This is a genomic window from Ignavibacteria bacterium (genome assembly GCA_017302895.1).
In the GTDB taxonomy this organism is placed as follows: Bacteria; Bacteroidota; Ignavibacteria; order Ignavibacteriales; family Ignavibacteriaceae; genus UTCHB3.
Map to the genome: position 1 here is coordinate 1,535,001 of JAFLBV010000001.1, position 18,327 is coordinate 1,553,327.

Annotated in this window: 12 protein-coding genes and 1 rRNA gene (1 of these 13 cut by a window edge); 11 read left to right on the forward strand and 2 right to left on the reverse strand. The window is 38.6% G+C overall.

The features are described from left to right. From rrf to J0L60_06075, 8 genes are all read left to right on the forward strand, one after another. Window positions 1-10, forward strand: a 5S ribosomal RNA gene (gene rrf, locus J0L60_06040); it begins 107 nt to the left of the window's first position. 134 nt (window positions 11-144) lie between these two features. Further along, the gene (locus J0L60_06045; protein MBN8545677.1) at window positions 145-744 is read left to right on the forward strand and encodes a thioredoxin family protein; all 600 of its coding nucleotides are present in this window, start codon (window positions 145-147) and stop codon (window positions 742-744) included. A gap of 105 nt (window positions 745-849) precedes the next feature. Continuing rightward, window positions 850-1,263 carry a TlpA family protein disulfide reductase gene (locus J0L60_06050; protein ID MBN8545678.1) on the forward strand — a complete coding sequence of 138 codons (414 nt, stop codon included), beginning with the start codon at window positions 850-852 and terminating at the stop codon, window positions 1,261-1,263. Between the two features lie 289 nt (window positions 1,264-1,552). After that, window positions 1,553-2,299, forward strand: a complete 747-nt coding sequence (locus tag J0L60_06055) for a geranylgeranylglyceryl/heptaprenylglyceryl phosphate synthase (GenBank protein MBN8545679.1) — start codon at window positions 1,553-1,555, stop codon at window positions 2,297-2,299. Window positions 2,300-2,312: 13 nt separating this feature from the next. Further along, window positions 2,313-3,839: a glycosyltransferase family 39 protein gene (locus tag J0L60_06060; protein MBN8545680.1), complete on the forward strand. Its 1,527-nt coding sequence runs from the start codon at window positions 2,313-2,315 to the stop codon at window positions 3,837-3,839. Next, window positions 3,836-5,101, forward strand: a complete 1,266-nt coding sequence (locus J0L60_06065) for an oligosaccharide flippase family protein (GenBank protein ID MBN8545681.1) — start codon at window positions 3,836-3,838, stop codon at window positions 5,099-5,101. Before J0L60_06060 ends, J0L60_06065 begins: the two co-directional genes overlap by 4 nt. After that, entirely contained in the window at window positions 5,094-6,026 is a 933-nt protein-coding gene (locus tag J0L60_06070) for a nucleotide-diphospho-sugar transferase (GenBank protein MBN8545682.1), read from the forward strand. The genes J0L60_06065 and J0L60_06070 overlap by 8 nt, the downstream gene beginning before the upstream one ends. 82 nt (window positions 6,027-6,108) lie before the next feature. Next, complete coding sequence (locus J0L60_06075; protein ID MBN8545683.1) at window positions 6,109-11,421, forward strand: hypothetical protein; 5,313 nt, start codon at window positions 6,109-6,111, stop codon at window positions 11,419-11,421. Here the strand turns inward: J0L60_06075 and J0L60_06080 are convergent. Beyond that, the gene (locus J0L60_06080) at window positions 11,408-12,937 is read right to left on the reverse strand and encodes a hypothetical protein (GenBank protein ID MBN8545684.1); all 1,530 of its coding nucleotides are present in this window, start codon (window positions 12,935-12,937) and stop codon (window positions 11,408-11,410) included. The genes J0L60_06075 and J0L60_06080 overlap by 14 nt on opposite strands. Before the next feature lie 105 nt (window positions 12,938-13,042). On the opposite strand from J0L60_06080, the gene J0L60_06085 reads away from it, so the two are divergent. After that, complete coding sequence (locus J0L60_06085) at window positions 13,043-14,713, forward strand: hypothetical protein (GenBank protein ID MBN8545685.1); 1,671 nt, start codon at window positions 13,043-13,045, stop codon at window positions 14,711-14,713. A gap of 39 nt (window positions 14,714-14,752) precedes the next feature. Here J0L60_06085 and J0L60_06090 read toward each other — a convergent pair whose 3' ends face one another. Beyond that, complete coding sequence (locus J0L60_06090; GenBank protein MBN8545686.1) at window positions 14,753-16,171, reverse strand: hypothetical protein; 1,419 nt, start codon at window positions 16,169-16,171, stop codon at window positions 14,753-14,755. A 510-nt stretch (window positions 16,172-16,681) separates the two neighbouring features. On the opposite strand from J0L60_06090, the gene J0L60_06095 reads away from it, so the two are divergent. Together J0L60_06095 and rplM are read left to right on the forward strand one after the other, a co-directional pair. Further along, window positions 16,682-17,632 (forward strand): NAD(P)-dependent oxidoreductase, encoded by a 951-nt coding sequence (locus tag J0L60_06095; protein ID MBN8545687.1) that lies wholly within the window; start codon window positions 16,682-16,684, stop codon window positions 17,630-17,632. Window positions 17,633-17,893: 261 nt separating this feature from the next. After that, a complete protein-coding gene (gene rplM, locus J0L60_06100; protein ID MBN8545688.1) occupies window positions 17,894-18,319 on the forward strand; it encodes a 50S ribosomal protein L13 in 426 nt (141 codons plus the stop codon). The last annotated feature ends 8 nt before the right edge of the window (window positions 18,320-18,327 follow it).

Consider the following 18,327-nt stretch of genomic DNA (forward strand, 5'->3'; position numbering starts at 1 on the left):
GCTGCCGGTTTTTATTTTTTAAGCCCCATTTATTTTGGGGCTTTTTTATTTTAAATCATTCCTTAAATTTCACTCTCCGGAACTTTTTTCTTCTTCTGTGTTATTATTAGATATATCCCCAATTCTTTTCGAAAGGAATTCTTCATGCGAAAGCTTATAATATTGTTATTCGCCGGTTTGTTGTTCGCCTCCTGTACAAAACGGGAAGCTGTAGCCAACGAACAGGATAACACCAAAACTCTTGATACAATTGTCAATAATTTTTCTTTACCTGATCTTGACGGTAAATCGCACTCTCTGACTGATTATAAATCTTCAAAGGCGATTGTATTGATGTTCATCTCCACCGAATGTCCTGTTTCCAATGCCTACAATTCCAGAATGGCATCAATTGCTAAAACTTACAAAGATAAAGGTGTTACTTTTCTGGGCATTAATTCCAACAAGGCTGAAGATGTTTCCGCGATTAAGACTCACGCTAAATCCAACGGTCTCGATTTTACCATATTGAAAGATGCAGGAAACAAGGTAGCTGATCAGTTGTCGGCTTCATTTACACCCGAGGTATATGTATTGGACGGTAACCTTAAATTACTTTATCACGGAAGAATTGACGATAAAAGGAGAGAAGAGGAAGTTACCACTAAAGATTTAAGCAAGGCTCTCGATGAAATACTTGCTGGCAAGCCGGTCTCTGTTTCAAGGACAAAAGCTTTCGGATGTACCATTAAAAGGGTTAATTAATTTATTAGTTATGAGTCTAGAATTATGAGTTGTCCGAGATTTAGGAAGTTGTCCAAAATAGCTTTGATTGTGGTTTTATTCTCCTCGTGTGTATACTCTCAAAGTGTGAAAACAATTGATGAGAAAGGTGTAAAAGCTCTAATTGAGAACAGGGACGGTAAACCTCTCTTCATTAATTTTTGGGCGACCTGGTGTATACCGTGCGTAGAGGAGTTTCCTGATATCGTGAAACTGGCGAAGAAGTATACAGATGTTGATTTTGTAGGAGTGAGTCTGGATCACCCTGACGAGATCAAAAGCAAGATTGAACCCTTTTTAAAGAAGATGAAAGCCCCGTTTGTTAATTTTGTTGCGAAATTTAAGGATGATCAGGTACTAATTGACATGATCAACAAAAACTGGAACGGGGCAATTCCGGCTACTGCCATTTACAATAGTAAAGGGAAGCAGGTTTCCTTTCATCCAAAGAAGAAAACATATTCAGAGTTTGAAAAGGAACTTAAGAAAGTTATTAAATGATCGGAACCGGAATCAAAAAAACGGGCTGTTACCCTTTGGTTTTCCCCACCGATTTTTTTAAGATGCACTTCGAATTTTTATTGTTATATTTTTCAAAGTGATTACACCATACCGCCAATTCCTTCCTGCAATCACCAATCAATTCCTTTCCTGCAAAAGAAGCAAATTTGCAGTTAAAATCACAAAAAAGAGGGAATTCCGTTTCTTTACTTTTAATTTCCATGATGATTCGCTAAATTTTAATAGAATAATCTGAAATTTAAGCAAAATTGGAAAAACTACACTTTTGATGACCATCCAATCTTCGATACAAACAAAATTATCCAATCAGAGAGCATTGTACTTTATTCTTTTGGATCCCGATCGTTTTCACGGGGCGGATCTGGAAGAGTTTGCCAACAGATGTGCCGCTGCCGGAGTAGATGGCTTCCTTGTCGGTGGAAGTTTAATGGTCTCCGGAGATTTTGATCTTGCAATAAAGACACTAAAGAAACTTACACACCTTCCTGTGATTATATTTCCGGGCGGTTTGAGTCAGATATCCCGATTTGCAGATGCAATCCTTTTCCTCTCCATCATCAGTGGGAGAAACCCGGAACACCTGATCGGGAAACATGTTATTGCCGCACCTGTGATTAAAAAATATGGACTTGAGGCGATTTCTACAGGTTACATGTTGATCGAGTCAGGCCGGAGAACGACGGCTGAGTATATGAGTGGCAGCATGCCAATACCGCGACACAAACCGGAGATTGCCGTTGCGACAGCCCTCGCTGCAGAATATCTTGGTATGAAAATGATTTATCTCGAAGGAGGATCCGGCGCTGATAATCCCGTTCCATTTGAAATGGTGCATGCCGTGTCGCAAAACATATCAATTCCCGTAATTGCCGGTGGTGGAATCAAAACTCCCGAAACAGCAGGGAAAATGGTGGATTCGGGTGCAAAAATTATTGTGACGGGTAATTACTTTGAAGAGAAAAATAATTGGGGTATGCTCCTCGAGTTTGCAGATGCTGTGAAGGGGAGAGTATAAAGCGAAGTGGCGCATGAGAAAAAATGACGCCGGGTTGGATTTTCACCTGACCCGTGTCGATCTGATTGTTTTGTGTGCGGCTCTTTTGACAGCAATAACACTTTTTGTCATCGGCACTTCAAAATACGGGATTGGATTAACGGGGGATACGATGAATTATCTTGCTCTCTCCGAAAACATCCTCGCGGGGAGGGGATTCGTCGGGTTAGGCGGTGAGCCGTTTGTTTTATGGCCTCCGGGATACTCATTGATTATCTCATTTTTAATTGCAATTACCGGGGCAAATCAGTACTCCATTCTATTTGCTCTGAATATCTTCTCCCTCTCCTTTATTCTCATAATATTTTATTTCCTGTTGAAACAAAAACTAAAGGCACCGAGCCTTCGTTACTACGGGATGGGGTTGCTGGTGATTGCCCCGGGATTTTATCTGGTGTCAGTTTTCGCATTTGCTGAGGTAATTTTCATCCCCATTCTGCTCCTGTTTCTCTTTCTGGGCGAGAAGTGGCGGGAAGAATTGACCGTGGGGAGAGTCATTTGGTTGTCGGTTTTGTCACTAATTCTCTTTTTTCTGAAGTATATCGGAATTATCTCGTTCGTTGTAATCTTATATCTGATTTTGAGAGGTAACAGGAGAGAATGGTTTCGAAATACCTCTCTCTCCATCTCTATAGCAGTTGTTCCGGCTGTTTTATGGCTGATTAGAAACTTTACAGTTTCGGGAACTCCATTTGGAGAAAGAGGGAGTTCAATGTATAATATTATTGATGTTACTCTGATCTCGACTGAGACTTTTTTGTATTGGGTGTTTCCATTTTTGTTGTTGCTGCCCGTCATTTTATATGCAGCAGCCCGCTACCTGAAGGTTACTGAGACTCCGTTTTCAGATTTTGCAAGAAGGTCAGACATTCAATTGTTGTTCACGGTTTTGTTTATTAGTGCAACTATCATCTCCTGCACTGTTTCTGCATTTGACAGACTAAATAATCGACTTTTGTTTCCGGCATTCATTCCACTTTTGATCCTCTTCTTAATATTCGTTGATGTTGTCAAAACCAATCTTAGGAAGTGGAAGTATCAAAAATTCCTAACGATAGCAGGGTTAGTTGTGTTGATTATTCCTGTTGTTCTGTATATTCGCACTGATATAAGATCGTTTAATTCCAGAATCGAACATGGTGCAGGGGGAATTGCCACAGATGAGTATCAGGCAAGGCTGCCCAGGATACCGGATCATATTTTCCGGGAATTGAAATCAACAGGAAAGATTTATTGCAATAATCCTGAACTCTTATACTATGCGACAAATCTTCAGACGAAGAAATCCCCTCAAAAATTTTTCTATAATTCAGAGGATGTCGTTGTCAGGTTAGATGATCTCCCGAAATATTTCAGCGAAGAAAAAAGTTTTTTAATCTGGCTCGGAGGCAATATGAATGATACCGGCTATTCACCACAAGAACTGGTAAAACATGTTGGGATTAAAGAGATTTCGGCCGGTCTTAACTACCGGATTTTCGAGATCTCGGGGCAGAAATGATGAGGATTAAGGAACAGTTCGCCGCATTGCTTCCCTCAGGACTAAGAACCTTGATTCTTAACAGTGGTTATTTTTTTGCCACTTCAATATTAGGCATTGCAGTCTCATTTATTTCATTTCCGATTTTTGTGGTTCTTCTTTCAAAAGCAGATTTTGGAATATTGGCTTTTTTTACTGCTTTGAACATGATAGTTGCACAATTCTCGATCCTCTCACTTACAAATTATTACATCATAAGAAGCCGGGAACTTGATGAAGCAGGGAAAAGAAAACTTCTGCTTGATTTGCTGATCTTCAATTTTTTCTGGAATCTCATGCTGATGACAGTCGGGATGATTCTGGTGTATTTTTACTTTACAGCCTCCGGGACAGAAATTCTCTTTTTTCCGAATGTCCCGATCATGTTTATCATACTGATCAGTCAAAGTTTTATATCAATCAGACTTGTAGCTTTCAGAATCGAGGGAGCAGGGCGATACTTTTTTATCACAGAGGGTTCTCAGTTGCTGGGAAATGTCTTCTTTTCAATAATGATAGTTTGGTTGTTTAATTACGGTGCAACAGGGAAATTGCTTGGAATAGCCACTTCCAATACCATAATAGCGATTTCATTATGGTTTGGTTTGGCAGGAAAGGGACAACACTCCTATAGTTTTATCGAGGTGAAGCGGGGATTGAAAGAAATGTTGCCACTGACTCTGGCATCTTTTCTTCACAGCACAGCACCGTCTGCTGATGTGATTATACTTGAAAGGTTAAACAATTTGCCGGGATTGGGAGTTTATAATGTCGGCAAACAGGTTGCAACTTTTGTAACAACTGCATGCACATCCGTATTTCAGGCATTTGAGCCGAAGTTTTATGAGGATTTTCGTGATAAACCGATAAGAGAGTCTAAGAATTTTCGAGTGTTTGTTTTGATAATACTCGTGATTGTGGCATTATACTTCGTTTTTTCAGATACAATAATTCAAGTGTTAACTCTTGGGAAATTTCAGGATTCTCTTGAATATTCGAATATCCTAGTGATACAGGCGCTCATATTACCGATAATTCAAGCGATACAGGTGAAATTTTATATTCGCCGAAAAGTAAAGTTGATTGCCGCCATTAATTTGCTTGGCAGTATCGTTTTGCTTGGGCTGGTTCTTGTTCTGACATCGAGCATGCTTTATATCGGTGCAGCAATCGCCTTCGTAGTTTCTGCTTTAATTCAGATAGCTCTGCTTTTCGTTGCACTTTTGAGGCAGAAGAATGATTAATACACCGGTTCTTATAATTGCATTTAATCGCCCTGAGATGCTGCAAAAAGTTGTGAGTGCACTATCTGTCCACAAACTCTCAAGGCTGTATGCCTTTGTTGATGGGCCAAGGGAAGGGAATCAGGATGATATAAAGAAAGTTGAAGACTGTAAGAAGATTTTTGGAACAATCGACTTCTGCGAAGAAGTTATCGAAATTTATTCCGATAAAAATCTTGGATGTGGCGGAGGTCCTTTTCATGCAATTACGACAGCTTTCGAGAAAGAGACCAAACTGATTATTCTCGAAGATGATTGTGTACCGGGAAAGGCGTTTCCCGCTTTTTGTGAGGAGTTGCTTTTACGATATGAGAATCAAGAAAAGATTTGGATGATAAGCGGAAACAACTTCAGCGAGTCATATGAACAAGGCACCAACTCTTATGTGTTCTCACAATATGCTCATTTTTGGGGTTGGGCAACCTGGAGGAGAAGTTGGGAGAGTATAATTCTTCCGGTTGATTTCTACAGACCGAAATTGGAAACAATAATTCAGAAGAAATTTCCTGATAAAAGTGAGAAGAAGTTTTTTATGAAGGAATTCGGTTATAATCTCAATCACCCTGCCTATGACGGCTGGGATTATCAGGCAGCTCTCACCATTTGGGAACATGACGGACTTTGCATCATTCCCCAAAAAAATCTCGTTTCGAATATTGGCAGTCACGGTACTCACTTTTCCGGGGAAAAACCATTTTTTAATCTCCCTGTTGATGACGATTTTAAGATATCGGATCATCCAACCAAAATAGAAAGAGAAGCAGGTTATGATTCTTTTCATTTCAGAAATCACTGGAAAAAAGTGAATAAACGACCCTTTCTCAAGCGGGTCATCGGTTATATAAGAAAAAGATATCATCGCTTAACAGATAATGGTCTGTTTTGATTTAGCAAATTATTTTATATTAGAGTTTAAGATTATCCAAAAATCAGACATCATTTTGAATATAAAAATACACCAGGTTTCCATGCTCAGATATTTCATATTGATTCCATTCCTTGTCATTTCCCTCCATTCACAGGACAAAATTTCGGGTTATCAGGAGAGCGGGCAAAAGCTGCAATTCACAATCCAACCCGAACCAGTCAGTATAGCCAAACTGACTGATGATGTTAGACAGAAAAAGCTGAGTTATTACGATGAATCGCGTCCCGGAGAGATTTCACTTCCCTCGAAGTCATTATTTGTTGCACTTCCTCCCGGGGCGGAAGTTACGGTTGATTTTCGGATAATCGAGAAAAGGACGGAAGATTTCAATCCTTCAATCAATCCGGAAGCAAATCTCACTCACGATACGACAATAAGTCTGAATTTTGAACCAAAAGTTGTGTTGGAGCAAATGAGAAATGAAGTCATTGAGATTCTTGGATATTTCGAAATTAAGGGGGTGAGGGTTGTTCATCTAAAATTCAATCAGTACAACTTTAATGTCGGCTCTTCAAAGCTTGAGATTATTGACAAAGTAGAATTCACAATTAACTCAAACAAGCCACTCTTAAACTACAACAGCGGAATCCGATTTTCAGATGAGTCACGAAAGCTTTTTTCAGGGATGCTTGTGAACCCGGAATCAGTTGATAAATTTGCTTCTGCAACATCGGTAAATGATACAACCGGAAACTGGATTGATTTTTCTGCAGCCTATGTTAAAATAGGTGTGGCAAAAGATGGTATTTACAGGGTTTATGGTTCCGATCTGCAGGGTATGGGGGTGAGTATCGGTGAGATTCAGCCGGCTACACTTCAGCTCTTGAAAAAGGGAATTCAGCAGGAAATTTTTGTATTTGACGGTTCGGATAACAGGTTTGATGCTACCGATTATATCGAATTTCTGGGTGAAAGGAACATGGGAAGTGCTAATTACAGGACACCTAATGCATATGGTGTGCCCTATAATGAGTACTTTGACCGTTTTACTGATACTACTGTCTACTGGGTTACCTGGAACAGGAGTGCCGGGAAAAGGGTCCAGACTGCACTTCAAAACTTGCAGGCTACTGCTGATACCCTAAAAGCATATACCGAACTTGTTCATCAGGAGCAGGACAGATCATATCTTAATTTTGACGGCAATCTTGTCAGAAGGGATTTGCCCTATTTTTACGAGAATAAAACTTTCTACTGGCAGAATATCAATGCTCCAACGACTTTATCATCCAGATCATACACATTCAATATAAGTGAACTGGACCCGGGAGACAGTGTGAGGTTCTTTTCGAGAATAGCAAGCGGAGCTTCGAGTAACGCCACATCATCACACAGTCTGGTTATGCAGATCGGTACATTATATCCCACTTATGATTCTTCATATTTGGACAGATATGACAGAATTGTGCTCAAGGGAAGTGCTCCTTCCAGTCTTTTTGCAAACGGAAATAATACATTGAAAGTGGTTTCATATCCAACCGGCACCTCAATCAATACAGTTTGGGTTGATTGGGTCGAGATGGAGTATTCGAGAAAACTTAAAGCCACGAATGACTCACTCGTTTTCAAATTTCCGTATTCTGCGAACTCGACAGTGAAAAATATTGAAATAACGAATGTGGCTTCAGACAGTTTGATCCTGTGGAAACGGGGAAGTGGAATTAAAAAAATATTTGCATCGAGAACGGGAAATTCACTTGTTATTCAAGATACTGTGGCAAAATCTGACAATTATTTTCTGGTAAAAAACAGTTCAATTCTTAAACCAACTCTATACTACAAGAAAAACTGGAAGAATCTTCGAAACCCGTCTTTGAAAGCCGATTATCTCGCCGTCTCAATAGATGCATTTGCCCAACCGATTCGGCAGCACCTCGGGTATCTGAAAAATTCGTCGCAACTCGATACAATGTTTATTGACATGAATGATGTTTATGACGAATATTCTTACGGGTACTTTTCAACTGAAGCTTTAAGGAGTTTTTTCAGAACGACTCAAACAGTCTGGCAGTCGCCATATCCTGATTATGCTATGCTGGTCGGAAGTGCAGCCTGGGATTACAGGTTGTCTCATTCAACAGCTCTGGGTATCAAGCCGAAGAAAAATCTTGTCCCATCATTCGGGTCACCTTTAAGTGATAATTTGTTGTCAGTTTTTGATTCGACGAATTCCTACATCCCGCAGATTGTAACCGGAAGGATTCCGGCAAAGAGCAACGATGATGTGAACCGGTATTTTACAAAGCTGGCAGCACACTACACGCAAAAATATGACAGGTTTAATAAAAGGGTTCTGCTGCTTTCCGGTGGTGTTGATGAATCACAAGCGAACGAATTCAGAGATCAAAATACTGTTCTTGCCCAAAAATTTAAGGTAAGACCCTACTCGTTTGACTACAATCAATATTACAGGACATTTAATCCTTTTAGCAATTATGGACCCTTCCCTTTGGATGAAGTTGATGCCAATATTAAGAAAGGTGGTGTTATTCTCTCGTATGTTGGTCATTCAGGGACATTCCACTGGGATAATGATATCCGTACTCCGAGCCAGTTATTGAATAATGTCGGCAAAGGTTCGCTTCTTACTGATTTCGGGTGTTCAACCGGAAAATTCGGTGAACCTGATGTAGATTGTTTTGCCGAGCAGTTTTTAATGTATCCCACAGGTCAGCCTATAGCTTATATAAGTAACTCAAGCTTAGGATTTACCAGCACAGCAAGCGTGGCTCCATATCTATTCTATACATCAATTATCAATGATAGTATTTGGAAACCTGCTGATGCTCTCAGGACTGCGAAGACGAAAATGCTTCAGCAGTATGGTAACAGTACAACAAATCAGTTGTTTACAATGACCAATACATATTTTGGTGATCCGTTTCTTGGATTAAAGATTCCTCCAAAATCGAATTTCTTGTTCGATACTGAGGCGATGATAATCTCTCCAAAAAATCCGGATGATACCCAGGATTCGATAAAAGTAATCCTGCAATATAACAACTATGGGTCGGCGATAAATGATTCGCTTCAATTAAGAATTACAGACAGATTAAATGGTGAAATCGTCTTTGATACTCTAATGAAGAGAATGGTTCCGGAATTTAAAGATTCACTTATTGTGTCAATACCAATCAAGAACAGGTTGGGTGTCCACGCAATAAAAGCGATTCTCAACAATGATGGCAGGATACAAGAGATTTACAGCAATGATAATGAAGTAGAGACTTCATTTATTGTGAGCAGCTCATCATCGCGCGATTATCTCAAGTACAGTAATGAAAATGTTGTAAAAGACTTTCTCTACTTTATTAATCCACAGAGGAAGCCAGAATCAGAGTCGGTGACAATCCAAATTGCGGACAATCCGACAATGTTATCTGCACAACAATTTACAGCACCTTTTGACTCATTTTACACGAAGGTATCTTTATCGACACTTGCCAAAGAAAAGCGGTACTGGTTCAGGGTTAAGGATAATTTATCCGGTCAGTTTGGTTCTATAAGGTCGATATACCTCTCCACAAGAAACGGGTTCGGTTTGGCAGACAGTATCTCATTTAGTGCTTCTGATCTCAAAAATGTAATATTTAAGGATTCACGGATGATTTTGAAGGATCAAAATGTGAGACTCCAAATAACCGCATCCGGATACTATGATGGTAATTCGTCGACAATATCATACAACAATTCAAATGTTTTACAGTCAAGTACGGTATTAAGTCATAATGTTGCAGTATTTGAAGCCAGTTCAATGAAATTCCTTTATGTAAAATCTTTTAATTTGACTTTTGGAGATTATACTTATGAAGTCAACGAGTATAAGAAATTTCTGGACACACTGAATCCATCAAATCTAATCGTTGTTGCCGCTGCCTTCGATCCTTTTGTCGCCGATGCCAGTCTAAGAAATATGCTCAAGAACTACGGCAGCAAATACATCGATTCCTTAGCCAGAAGAGATTCCTGGTATATGGTCGGGAAAAAAAATACACCTGCCGGAATGATGCCTGAGGGTTGGAAGAAGATTGGTTTTGGTCCGGCAGTTTTTGATACAACAATTAATTTCAATCTGATTGATGGGAGTCTGATCTCTGTTCCAATAGGTCCCGTTACATCGTGGGATAGAATGGTTGTAAATGGTATATTCCCCGACTCGACTGCAATGAAGTTCAGAATTATCCATACTGATTCTTTAGGAACAACTGACACCACTTCATATCTGTCAAACATTAGTGGTTCCTATGATCTGTCACTCCTGAATAGTTTACCTGTAAAAACGATGAGGGTGTTGGCCAATTTTGAATCATTTGACAAAAAGTCCAGCCCTCAATTAAGCGGACTTTTCGTTACATACAAAGATTTTACTGAGGTGGGTACTAATTATCAGAGTGTGGTATTATCTTCTGACACAGTTTTGCCCAATCGGGATGTCAGTCTTAACTTCAAAGTTTTTAACGGGAGCGAAACAGAAGCAAAAAATTTCAAGGTAAAAGTTGAAAATAAAATTGGTAACAATACACCTGTGAAGGTTTTTGAGCAAACTGTTGATTCACTTGGAGTTTTCAGTAACAAGAAATTTGCCGTTACTTTTAAAACTCCGATTGATGTTGGCACCGGGCAACTCATAATTACTGTTGATCCCGATAATGTTCTGAAAGAATTCTATAAAGACAACAACACTTACACGATTCCTTACTTTATCAAAGGCGACACATCGAAACCGTATTTGACTCTTGCTGTTGATGGAGTAGATGTACCTGATGGTGAGTATATAAATCCTAAGGCTGAAATAAAGATTGAGCTTTATGACTTCTCTTCGATACCGCTTCAGGATACTTCAACAATCTCTATGAGGCTAAACGGTTCTCCGGTATTTTTCAGATCTCAGGGAGTTTCATATTCGTTTAACAATTCAAATCCAAAAGTTACTGTTACCTACAAACCGGAATTTAAGGACGGAGATTACGAGTTTAATGTTGTAGCAAGAGGTAATTCAAGTTCATTTGCCGATACAGCAAGGATAGCAAAGAAGTTCTCGGTTGTAAACGAAGCCAAACTTTTGAATGTATATAACTATCCAAATCCTTTCCCAAATGAGACTTGGTTCACCTTCAAACTCACTCAGATACCCGAGGAATTGAAAGTTATCATTTATACGGTTGCAGGCAGAAAAATCAGAGAGATTGTTGTACCTGTCAATCAATTAAAATACGATTTCAACAAGATTTACTGGGATAGCAGGGACGAGGATGGTGATCCTGTTGCCAGCGGGGTTTACCTTTACAGAATCGTGATGAAGAAGGGTGAAAAAGTGGAAAGAATTACGGAGAAACTGGCTATAGTTCGTTGATATCGAGAATCCGGTAAACAGAGTAGTCATCAATTGTGCCTAACTGAGTCAGTTTCAAACCCTGTTTCGACAGAGGAGAAATTTCTTCTTTTGAAATAAGATATTTGGCATGATATTTTTTTAGAATTGAATTTTTTTCCTTAATATAAGAAGTGCTGAAGTATTTATCCACATCAGCACTTTTTTCTTTTGTTCCGGGAATCGCCGGATTTGGGTAATAGTAGGCAACGACATTTTGATGTGTCGTTCTTGAGATCATTACTGAAACAGGCATGGGTGCAAGAATTATGCCGCCATCTTTAATCCATTCATCTAATTGTTGATACTCATGGTAATACCTAAAATTTGAATGGTAACCAAGCGGTTTATTTTTAAGAATGTCAGGAAAAAGTGATATTGTTGTGAACGAAAACTGCATTTGCATTATCAGCAGAATTCCGGCAGTTAAAAAAAATGTCACTCGATGAGTTTTGCCCTTTGTCAACCATTTTGTTATCAACCACTCGATGGTAAGAAAGTGAAGCACCAAAGTCAAAAGTACAATGAATCTTGCAAGCGGTTCGTTTTTTAAAAAGAAATAATTTAGTGTTAAGAGGGGGGTCAAAAGGAGAAGAATCAGCAGGCGGAAATCATATTCCCTTCTCTTTAACTTTTCGATTATCATTGTTATCGATGGTAAGAGAAGCAGAGCAATAGTATATATGGTTTTATAATAAAACTGGTAAGCCTCCGGGAGATTGAAAACACTTAAATTCGGAGCGGAAGAAATAAATTTTAGGACAGGGTAATAGGGCCAAAAAAAAGTCAGAATCAGAGAGATTACAGGCATTACCATCATCAGGATTTTTTTTTTGTTCCATTCATTACTCATAAGGGATTTTGCACCAATGACGAGCATTAAATAAGTTCCGGATAACGGGTGGATGGTGAATACAAGTGCTGTAAGCAACGTGAAGGATAAATATGTACTCACACTCATGTCAATTCGGATTTTGGAAATCACAATCAACAACACAGGAAATGCAGCCCGATACGGGTACCCCAGTGTCACGGGTATGAGTGAAAAATCGTAGACTCCGCTTGATCCGGGTGCGTAAATCCAAAATCCCAACAGTACTAAAAGGACTATCAGTGAATATTTAAAGTCGCCGAACATGTATCTTGCCGTTATTCTGACACTATACAAGAAAAATATCAGATTAAAAATCCCCGCGATGCTAAAAATAATTAGCGGAGATAAGCCGGTGAGTTTTGCAGTTAGTCCGAGTAGTTGATGATAGGGAGTTAAAATGTGAGAGATATTTCCCGCTCTAATATACGGGTCAACAGGGTTGAACAGATTATCTCTGAAGGCGGTTATCTGAGCAACATGATCCCAAATATCATAGTTAACATAGAAACACTCGAGGAATATTGTACCAATTATCCCGTACACCAAAAGGAGGGCGCATGCTGTGTAAAAAGACTTTTCAGAAAATATCAGAGAGTCAGTATTTAACGATGAAATTTTTTTCAATTGAGAGTTTTGCCGGATTTTTCATATTTTACGGGTTCAAGTTAACAATTTAACTTCTTAATGACTATTATAGATTTTTGCTTTTTAAACTGATTGTAAGTATTTATGAATTATACTAGAATAATTGAATGGGTCAAGACAGAGCAATACAAACTACTGTTTATTCTAATAGTGACATTGTACATTATAATATACGCACCTTATGGTCTCACAGAGGCAGATGATGGTTTTATAACCGGGCTCTCTTGGAGAATCTTCAACGGAGAGATCCCGTACAAAGATTTTATTTATGTACGACCTCCATTATCACCACTTTTCCACAGCTTGCCTTTATTTGTCCTCCACCATGACTATGTCATTTTTTTTGAGAGAGCATTTTTCTATATAAGTCTTGGTATCAGCAGTCTCTTAGCGTCAAAGTCCTTTAGTAAAATCTTTGATTTTGAAAAGAATAAACTGGATAAATATTTGTTGGCATCAGTCGGCTTTGTTTTTTCAGTTGCAACATTTCCACCCACTGCATGGCACACTGTTGATGGAGTACTTTTTGGTTCAATTGGAATTTACTTCCTCATTGGAGATAATTCCAAAAAGGGAATCTCAATTGGAATATTCTTCCTGTTTCTCTCAGCGCTTACAAAGCAATCATTTTATCTGATGCCAATAGCAGGGATTATCTTCTTGTATTTGAGCAAACACACACGATTTACGATTATAACCGCGGGTGGTACCCTCATTCTTCTGCTTATTGTTTTTGGTCTTATACTGGAGTATTTTGGTGCGCTGGATGAATTCATAGTTCAGACTAGTTCAGCCTCTTCGATTAAAGAGGCCTACACTGCCGGTGTATATAAATATCTCCATTCTGATCTCATATTCATCTTCTTATCCATTGTCATCTGGAGATTAATAAAATATGTTGGAGAGTACAGGAATTACACAATCAGCTTGGCTCTTCTTCCTTATTTATACACATTTTTTATTTTTGTTTATCCATTAGCATTTTTTATTAACAGAATATTTTTTAAACAGATGTCGACTTTAGAATTTCTCAAAATTCAATTCCGAGATGAATTTGCGACAATCACATTTCTGCTGGCTTTAATGTATATGCTGTTTGATTTCAAAAATCTTTATAAACCTTGGGCATTTTTGTTGTTATTGTTTCTGTCCTGGAGCAGCTCGATCAGTTGGGCACACACGAGTCCGCATCTCTTTTCGACCCCAATTATAATGATATCACTCATGGGGGCACGCCAAATGCTGAATCTGACAAATCTTCAACGATTCTTATTATATCTGCTAGTCTTCGGAATGATCTCATACTTTATTGGTTATCAAAAACCTCACTATAGTGATACAAAAAGTGAGATTGTTTATGACTTATCAGATATAACTCCGGCGCTAAAGTACATTAAAGGTGACGAAAAGATTTGCTTCAAACTGAATGAGCTAGACTCCCTCGTTCGGAAATACGGGAACAACTCGAAAGTCCTCCCCTTCATGCCGTTAATTAATTTCTTTCAGGGCTCGATATCCCCTTTACCAATAGATTATGCCATTAATTGTGAAATTGCAAATAAACATGACAAAGTGTTTGCGGAATTGGTTAAAAAACGAACTGTGGTTTTTATCGATCGGGACTGGTGGCAAATCGAGCAATCACTCGGTGACTATAAGAGAATGTATGGATCGATAATTACATACCGGGTCACAAATGAATGGGCAAAAATTGACAGTACAGATTGTTATTATATATATGCAGCTCCCAAATAGAACTATTTTGACTTTTTTGTGAGTGATGGGTGATTGCAATCAATTCCCTCTCTTGAAAAGAGTATATAATGAATCTGAATAAACGGCCTTTAGGTCCGGATATGATTCCCGCAATTTTAAAGTAGGTTTTCCTCTTGGAATTAGAAGGTAAGAAAACTGTATATTTTGATTCAATAATATTCCTGGGTCGCAATCGTTGTCATAAAACTGTTCAACGATTTTATTTCTGAAATGGAATTTTTCAGGATCGACAAATGGGTCTGAATGCTTTATTGCCAGCACTTTTACACCGGTAAGTGAGGGCAGAATCCACGATTCATTCGTTGGGGCGAGTAGAACCATTCCTTTCGGAAGTATTGAATAGACCGGCTTTAGTCTGGAAACGAAATTAATATTCGAGTGATAAGAAAGAGGTGTACCGTTTTGGATGTCCTTATAAAAGGAAAGTGATTTGAAAGCTATATAGAATTGGGGTACTGCCAAAATACTTAAAATAAGTAAATAGCCAATTTGGAGTTTCCTCTTTGGGATGTTTACGCCATTTTTGATCACCAATACTGTTAAGATTTGGAGACAGAATGCAATGTATAGTACGATTCTTCCGATGATATTTGAATGAAGGAATAAATAGTTTATTAAATACATAATGCAAAACACTAGCAGAGAAGTTAGCATTATCCTTTTTGATGGTGCCTTGACTTGCGATTGAAAAAGCAAGTACAATCCTGGGATTGCCGGGATAAGGCATAGAATGAACTGACCCTCATAAAAAATCTTATAATCACTAAAAAACATTATTTTGCCGGACGAGAATATTGTCTCGAAAACCGGGAAAAACGGCCAGCTAAATGTTAATAGTATCGAGATTATCAAATACGAAAGATAGACTGCTTTTATAGTCTTTCGCAGATTTTCTAAATATAAAATTTGGGTACTTAACATTATGAATAAAAATAATCCAGAAAGAGGATGTATTAGAAATACCACTGACACTAGCGGGACGACAAACAGATTTTTGAGTTTTTTTTCTTTAACCGGAAAAAATGACAAAGTAATCAGGGCCAGCGAGAATGCCAGCCTGTAGGGATAAACAGCAGTTTTCATCAAATGACTAAATTGATAATAACCGCTGTAACCAGGGGCCAAAAACCACAGGAATAACAGGGTTAACAGCAGTATACTTGCCAAATTTGAATCTTTTAGGAATCTGTCTGCAAAAATGTACACAGCGAAAATGAAAATTATGACATTGATTAATCCTATGACGGGCGACAAAAAGAATGGAGAAATATTTAGCAGTCGTGCTATCAGACCCCAAAATAGATGGTAGGGTGTAAAAAGGTGGGAATATTTTGTGTCAAATGAATATGGATGTGAAGGATCTAGTGGTGCATCAGCAAAAGATTTCATTGCAGCGAAATGTTCCCAATCATCATTGGACCTGTCATAGTTCGACATGAAGAACAATCCAAAGAATGTGTAAAGACATAGTATTACCGAAAAAGTAATAAACATGCTTCGCTTTTCTAAGAATACTATTCCGGTTGTATCTTTAGTTTCTATTCGTTCTCTCTACACATTTGTATTTGATTGGAACATAAATTTTTTGAACTGCAAATTATTAAATTGTCAGGAGAGTAACATATCTAAAGCCTAGAATTCAAAAATTCTTTTTTTGCGAAATATTTGCACCAATAATCTGATTATTGAGTCAATTTCCGGTTAATCTCCAGTAATAATAGTATTTATCGATGACTGCTGACAAATTTCAAAAAAAAATTTAACTAAAATCGAAAAAATGTGATTGATTAACAGCATATATTTTACTATTTTTGTTATTAAAGATGGCTTAATGTTCTTTAGTGCATTGCGTAGTGATTTCGAGGGTGGTACAGTTATTTTGTGTTGTAGCGGAGAAGCGGGCTCTGCATTTTTTAGTTTGGTTAGAACCCCCTTTTAGGAAAGCGAATGAATATTCTTGTTACCGGTGGACTTGGAGCTGTTGGTACTGCCCTGATTCCTGAGTTGGAAAAAAGAGGCCACAGCGTTTTTGTTATTGATATTGATACACACCATTTCGCGCAAAATTATGCTCGTATAGATGTCAGCGAGTTCCGTCAGTTGGAACAGCTTTGGACTGGTGGTGGTTGGGAGAGAGGTTATATGAACTCTCCCCGAAAGTTTGATATGGTGTTTCATCTTGCTGCTGAGTTTGGCAGATGGAACGGCGAAGACTATTATGAAACCCTTTGGAAAACAAATGCCATTGGGACCAAAAATATTTTAAAAATGCAGGAAAAAGAGGGATTTAAGGCCGTTTATTTCAGTACATCTGAAGTCTATGGCGATTTCAAGGATGTTATGGTGGAATCGGTCATGGATAATTATGAAGTGAAGCAGATGAACGACTATGCTCTCACTAAATGGGTAAATGAGCAGCAGGTTATGAATTCCGCAATTATGTCAGGCACGGAAAGTGTAAGAGTCAGGCTGTTCAATTCCTACGGACCGGGTGAATATTACAGTCCCTACCGTTCAGTAATTTGTTTGTTCGCCTACAGTGCGCTGCACAATTTACCTTTCACAGTTTACAAAGATCATTTCAGAACAAGTATTTACATCAAAGATGTTGTGAATGCGCTCGCAAACATATCAAATAATTTCAACCCCGGAGAAGTGTACAACATCGGGGGTACCGATTATCACAATATCGAAACAATTTCATCAAAGATTCTGAACTACCTCGGCAAAGATGACAGTATGGTTACATACAAAGAATCGGAGATACTTACCACAAAGCAGAAAAAAGTTGATTCATCAAAAGCACAGAAAGACCTCGGTTTGAAAGTGACGGTGAATCTGGATCAGGGGATTGCCAACACCATTCAGTGGATGAAAAAGGTTTATAAGCAGGTCTGATTGGAATAGTTTTTGTCGTTTTAGAGACGACGCGCTTTCGGGCAAGGTAGAGAGAGAGTGAGAGGCCTTTCTATAATTTTAGTCTACTCAGGGTGAAACAGCCGTCCATCAAAAGAATTCGCACCTCTTTTTCGAATAAGTACTTTATTTTTTACGAAGTACCCTCCCTGAAAATTGTTTTTCTCCCAAAAAAATATTATATTTGTGGTCTTTCAAAAAACTTAACTTGTAGTTGGAGGAATAGCTTTGAAACAAGAAAAAATGACCCCATGGTACAGTACCGCTGATGTAGAAAAGAAGTGGTATGTCGTGGATGCTTCGGGTAAAGTGTTGGGCAGATTAGCCACCGAAGTAGCCAGTATCATACGGGGTAAAAAGAAGCCGGTATTCAGCCCGAATGCTGACACCGGAGATTTTGTCGTAGTAATCAATGCTGATAAAGTAGTCGTCACCGGCAAGAGAGCCGAGCTGAAGATTTACAAACATCACAGTGGTTACCCGGGTGGACTTAAAACCAAATTGTATAACGAGATGATAAAAGTAAAACCTGAATTCGTCATTGAGCATGCTGTTCGCGGAATGCTTCCTAAGACGAGATTAGGTAAGAAGATTTTTCATCATTTGAAGGTTTATCGTGGCGCTGAGCACCCGCACGCAGCCCAGAAACCTGAAGTAATCAGTATCTAACGGAGAAT

Bases quoted from the DNA above. Each gene is read 5' to 3' on its own strand.
- J0L60_06065 (MBN8545681.1), top strand. From the start codon at position 3,836: ATGATGAGGATTAAGGAACAGTTCGCCGCATTGCTTCCCTCAGGACTA.
- J0L60_06075 (MBN8545683.1), top strand. From the start codon at position 6,109: ATGCTCAGATATTTCATATTGATTCCATTCCTTGTCATTTCCCTCCAT.
- J0L60_06095 (MBN8545687.1), top strand. From the start codon at position 16,682: ATGAATATTCTTGTTACCGGTGGACTTGGAGCTGTTGGTACTGCCCTG.
- J0L60_06090 (MBN8545686.1), bottom strand. From the start codon at position 16,171: ATGTCGAACTATGACAGGTCCAATGATGATTGGGAACATTTCGCTGCA.
- J0L60_06045 (MBN8545677.1), top strand. From the start codon at position 145: ATGCGAAAGCTTATAATATTGTTATTCGCCGGTTTGTTGTTCGCCTCC.
- rplM (MBN8545688.1), top strand. From the start codon at position 17,894: ATGACCCCATGGTACAGTACCGCTGATGTAGAAAAGAAGTGGTATGTC.
- J0L60_06055 (MBN8545679.1), top strand. From the start codon at position 1,553: ATGACCATCCAATCTTCGATACAAACAAAATTATCCAATCAGAGAGCA.
- J0L60_06070 (MBN8545682.1), top strand. From the start codon at position 5,094: ATGATTAATACACCGGTTCTTATAATTGCATTTAATCGCCCTGAGATG.
- J0L60_06060 (MBN8545680.1), top strand. From the start codon at position 2,313: ATGAGAAAAAATGACGCCGGGTTGGATTTTCACCTGACCCGTGTCGAT.
- J0L60_06085 (MBN8545685.1), top strand. From the start codon at position 13,043: ATGAATTATACTAGAATAATTGAATGGGTCAAGACAGAGCAATACAAA.